4 protein-coding genes are annotated in these 3,651 nt (G+C 66.7%); 3 read left to right on the forward strand and 1 reads right to left on the reverse strand.

Annotated features, from left to right (window positions below):
* The first annotated feature begins 168 nt into the window (after positions 1–168).
* Positions 169–939, forward strand: a complete 771-nt coding sequence (locus ABZW16_RS43390; RefSeq protein ID WP_354961996.1) for an RNA pseudouridine synthase — start codon at positions 169–171, stop codon at positions 937–939.
* A gap of 397 nt (positions 940–1,336) precedes the next feature.
* On the opposite strand, the gene ABZW16_RS43395 is transcribed toward ABZW16_RS43390, so the two are convergent.
* Complete coding sequence (locus ABZW16_RS43395) at positions 1,337–1,990, reverse strand: TIGR03086 family metal-binding protein (protein WP_354961997.1); 654 nt, start codon at positions 1,988–1,990, stop codon at positions 1,337–1,339.
* Positions 1,991–2,076: 86 nt separating this feature from the next.
* Between ABZW16_RS43395 and ABZW16_RS43400 the strand changes: the two genes are divergently transcribed.
* Both ABZW16_RS43400 and ABZW16_RS43405 read left to right on the forward strand, forming a co-directional pair.
* Positions 2,077–2,514 (forward strand): MarR family transcriptional regulator, encoded by a 438-nt coding sequence (locus ABZW16_RS43400; RefSeq protein WP_354961998.1) that lies wholly within the window; start codon positions 2,077–2,079, stop codon positions 2,512–2,514.
* Between the two features lie 180 nt (positions 2,515–2,694).
* A complete protein-coding gene (locus ABZW16_RS43405; RefSeq protein ID WP_354961999.1) occupies positions 2,695–3,474 on the forward strand; it encodes a metallophosphoesterase in 780 nt (259 codons plus the stop codon).
* Positions 3,475–3,651: the final 177 nt, after the last annotated feature.

The raw sequence follows: 3,651 nt of genomic DNA on the forward strand, positions 1-3,651 counted from the left end.
GGGTGGTGGTCGGGCGACGGGTGGGCCTCGCGTCCGAGCAGTCGAGACTCGCGCCTGCGGCGCATGCGCTTCGACTACTCGGACGCGAGACGGGCCGCGAACGTCGCTCGTAAGACTCGCTCCCTGGTGGCTGGGATGGGTGTCTGGACCACGCCCTAAACTCGTCCGGTGGATTTCGAGTGGGCCGAACTGCGCGCGAACTGCGTCATTGCCGAGGACGCCGCGGTGCTCGCATTGAACAAGCCCGCCGGGATTTCGGTGACCGGTGAGCGGCACGACAGCGATATCGTCGAGGCGGCGGCCGCGGCCGGGGAAACACTGTATCCGGTGCACCGGATCGACAAGGTGACCTCTGGACTTGTGCTGCTGGCCAAGGAGCTGACCGCGCACGGGCAGCTGACCAGGCAGTTCAACAAGCAGACGGCCGAGAAGGCGTATCTGGCGATCGTCGAGTCGACCGGACTGCCCGATCGCGGCGTCATCGAACTGCCGCTCAGTGTCGGGCGCAAGAACCGGGTGCGCATCGCCGCGCCCCGCGAGCGCATTCGCGAGCAGGCGGGCCGCTGGTTCGTCGATGATGCCGACCTATTGGCCACCAAGAACTATCCATCGGTCACCCGGTTCGCGACGGTCCTGCGCACCGACGAACACACCCTGCTCGCGGTGCGCCCGATTACCGGCCGCCGCCACCAGATCCGGGTGCACCTGGCCTGGATCGGACATCCGATCCTCGGCGACCCACTGTTCGACAAGTCCGGGCAGTACGACCGGACCTACCTGCACTCCTGGCAGCTCGGCCTGGCCGCACCGTGGCGCACGCCCCCGGAACTCACCGTGCGAGCGACGCCGAATCCCGACTTCTGGCAGCCTATCCAGCCCGCTCCTGATACCGAAGCGGTCCTCCAGCACGCCGACAACCTGCTGCACACCATCGAATAGTCAAGCGCTGCAAACCTTTTCGTGCGCCGCGCACCAAATCACCACGCAATGCCGGTGGATTACAACCTCCCGCGCGGCGCGACTGGGCGATTCCGGTGTGCACACCACGCACCTTCGCACGCCGCGCGAAATGACCGCCCAATTCACCTGTACTACAAACCTCTTCGCCAGTCGAACCCACAACGACCAGGCAATTCCCGTGCGCTGCACACTTTCCCGCGCCGCACACGGACTACCCGACGATTCCGTGCGCGGCACACTTTCCCGCGCCGCACACGGACTACCCGACGATTCCGTGCGCTGCACACTTTCCCGCGCCGCACACGGACTACCGGGCGATCCCGTGCGCGGCAGGCTGATCGGCGCGGGCGACCGCCGGATCCGCGGGCGCACAGCCCTATGCGGGCCAGTTCGGGGACCGGCCGAGGATGGCGACGATGTCGTCGAGGGTGGAGTCACCGGACCAGGCGATCACCGGGCCGAACGCGGCGCCGGGCGCCAACCGAGCATTGCCGCCTGGGACGACCTCGGCCACCGGTGATGCGGCGGCGAGCAGGTCGTCATCGAAACTCACTGTCCGACCGAGGGTTCGGGCGACATCCCAGGAGTGCACGACGTAGTCGATGAAGTGGAAGCTGACCGCTTCGGCTCCGGAGAATTCGAAGGCCCGGGTGAATTCCGGTAACGGGAAGGTCCGCTCGAGCACACCGTCCTCGGCGAAGGACGCCAGCACATGTTCGGCGGCGGCACGGTAGTCCGCGACCGGGTCCTCGCTGAGCGGACGCAGCCGCCACAGCGACAGGTCACCTTCGCCGCGTGAGGCGGCCGCGAAACCGTAGTGCTGGGTGATCATGTGCGCCAGCAGCCCGTGCAGCGTCCAGCCCGCGCAGGGCGTCGGCTTGGCCAGATCGGCGGCCGTGACATGGGAAACCACATCGATGCTTGTGCGCACGGCCTGCGCGTTGAGTGCGATGAGATCGACCTTCGCCCCCAGCTCATTGAGGGTGCGCAGTTCGGCGGCTACCGCACTGGTTTCGGAATCGGTGGTCATTTCAGTCCTCTCGATATGTCCAAATTAGTAAGCTAGAGCTTATCGTAAGCTCATGCTTATGACTTGCCAAGCAGTATTTTCTACTCATGCCGGAAGTGCAGCGCCCCGATCTCGCCGCGATGCTCGTGCCGCTCGGCCGCGCCCTCGCCGCCGCGGAGCTGCCGATACTCGAGCGACACGGACTGACTATGTGGGGCTATGTTGTCCTGCTCGACCTCGGCGACGAACCCGTCTACACCCAGGCCGCACTGGCCAAGAAGATCCGCGCGGATAAGACCCGCATCATCGGCGTGCTCGACGAACTCCAGCAGCGCGACCTCATCCGACGTGCTCCGGATCCGGCCGATCGGCGCGCGCGGCTGGTATCGCTCACCCCGACCGGCCGAACCACTCGCGATCGTGCGCAGCGCGATATCCAGGAGCAGGAGGACCGGCTGCTGTCTCCACTGCCCGCCGCCGAACGCAAGGCCTTCCTGCGGTCGATGCAAACGCTGTGGGCGTCGATCATCGCGCAGCAGGGCTGACATCCGAAACCCACCGGTATCGCTGTGCGGGCCGCCACTACCGACCCTCCGGCTTTCTACCCGTGGTCAGCCTCATGGCGACGCGGAACCCGCAGGTCATCTAGCCTGATGGGGTGCCGCGTACGCGAGGCCGGCACACTCTGACGCAATGGAGCGATACCCCAGAGAAAGCGAACGCCGATGATCCTGGTGGCCCAGATCAGCGATACCCATTTCGATCTAGGTGCCCGCAACGCCGAACGCGCCGAGCGGGTGATGGCCTTTCTCGCCGATCTGCGCCGCAGGCCCGATGCCATCCTGGTGACCGGTGACATCACCGATTCCGGCAAATCCGACCAGTACGCCGAGGCCCGCATGGCGCTCGATGCCGATATCCCGGTCTACGCGCTGCCCGGCAATCACGACGACCGCGCCGCCTTCCGCGAGACGCTGCTCGGCGAACCCGCCTCGACCGCGCCGATCAACCACGCGCACCGGGTCGGCAATCTGACCGTGGCCCTACTGGATTCGAGCATTCCCGGCGAATCCGGCGGCCGACTGACCGAGCAGACCTACGACTGGCTGCGCGGCGTACTGGCGGCGGCGCCCGCCGACGCGCCCATTCTGCTCGCACTGCACCATCCGCCCGCCCATCTGTTCAGCCCGGTGATCGATACGATCTCGCTGGCCGATCCGGAGAAATTCGCCGAGGTCGTCGCCGCCGACGAACGCATTGTCGGCGTGCTCACCGGACACGCGCATTCCGCGGCCGTCACCACCTTCGCGGGCCGCCCGCTGCTGGTCGCGCCGAGCACCGCATCGGTGCTGGGCGGCGAGTGGGAGCTCGAACTGCCCGACCGCGTCATGGACTACGCGCCGGATCCAGCCCTCGCCCTGCACGTGATCGACGAAAACCACCGCATGACAACACATTTCCGCACCGTCGCAATGGGCGGCTGGATCAGCGCGCCACCGGCCTAACGCCGCGCCCACATAGCCCCCGCCTATCGCCCCCTCTGTCCAGCGGGCGGTCGAATGCAGTCGAATGGTGGTCGCCCAGGCGGGCGGATTCACGTGGTCGATGCAACAGTGGTTGATTGGGTGAGTATGTCATCGAGGATGTGGGCGGGGGTGCGGAAGCCGTGGCGTTTGCGGGGG

Source organism: Nocardia sp. NPDC004604, from assembly GCF_040609795.1.
In the GTDB taxonomy this organism is placed as follows: domain Bacteria; phylum Actinomycetota; class Actinomycetes; order Mycobacteriales; family Mycobacteriaceae; genus Nocardia.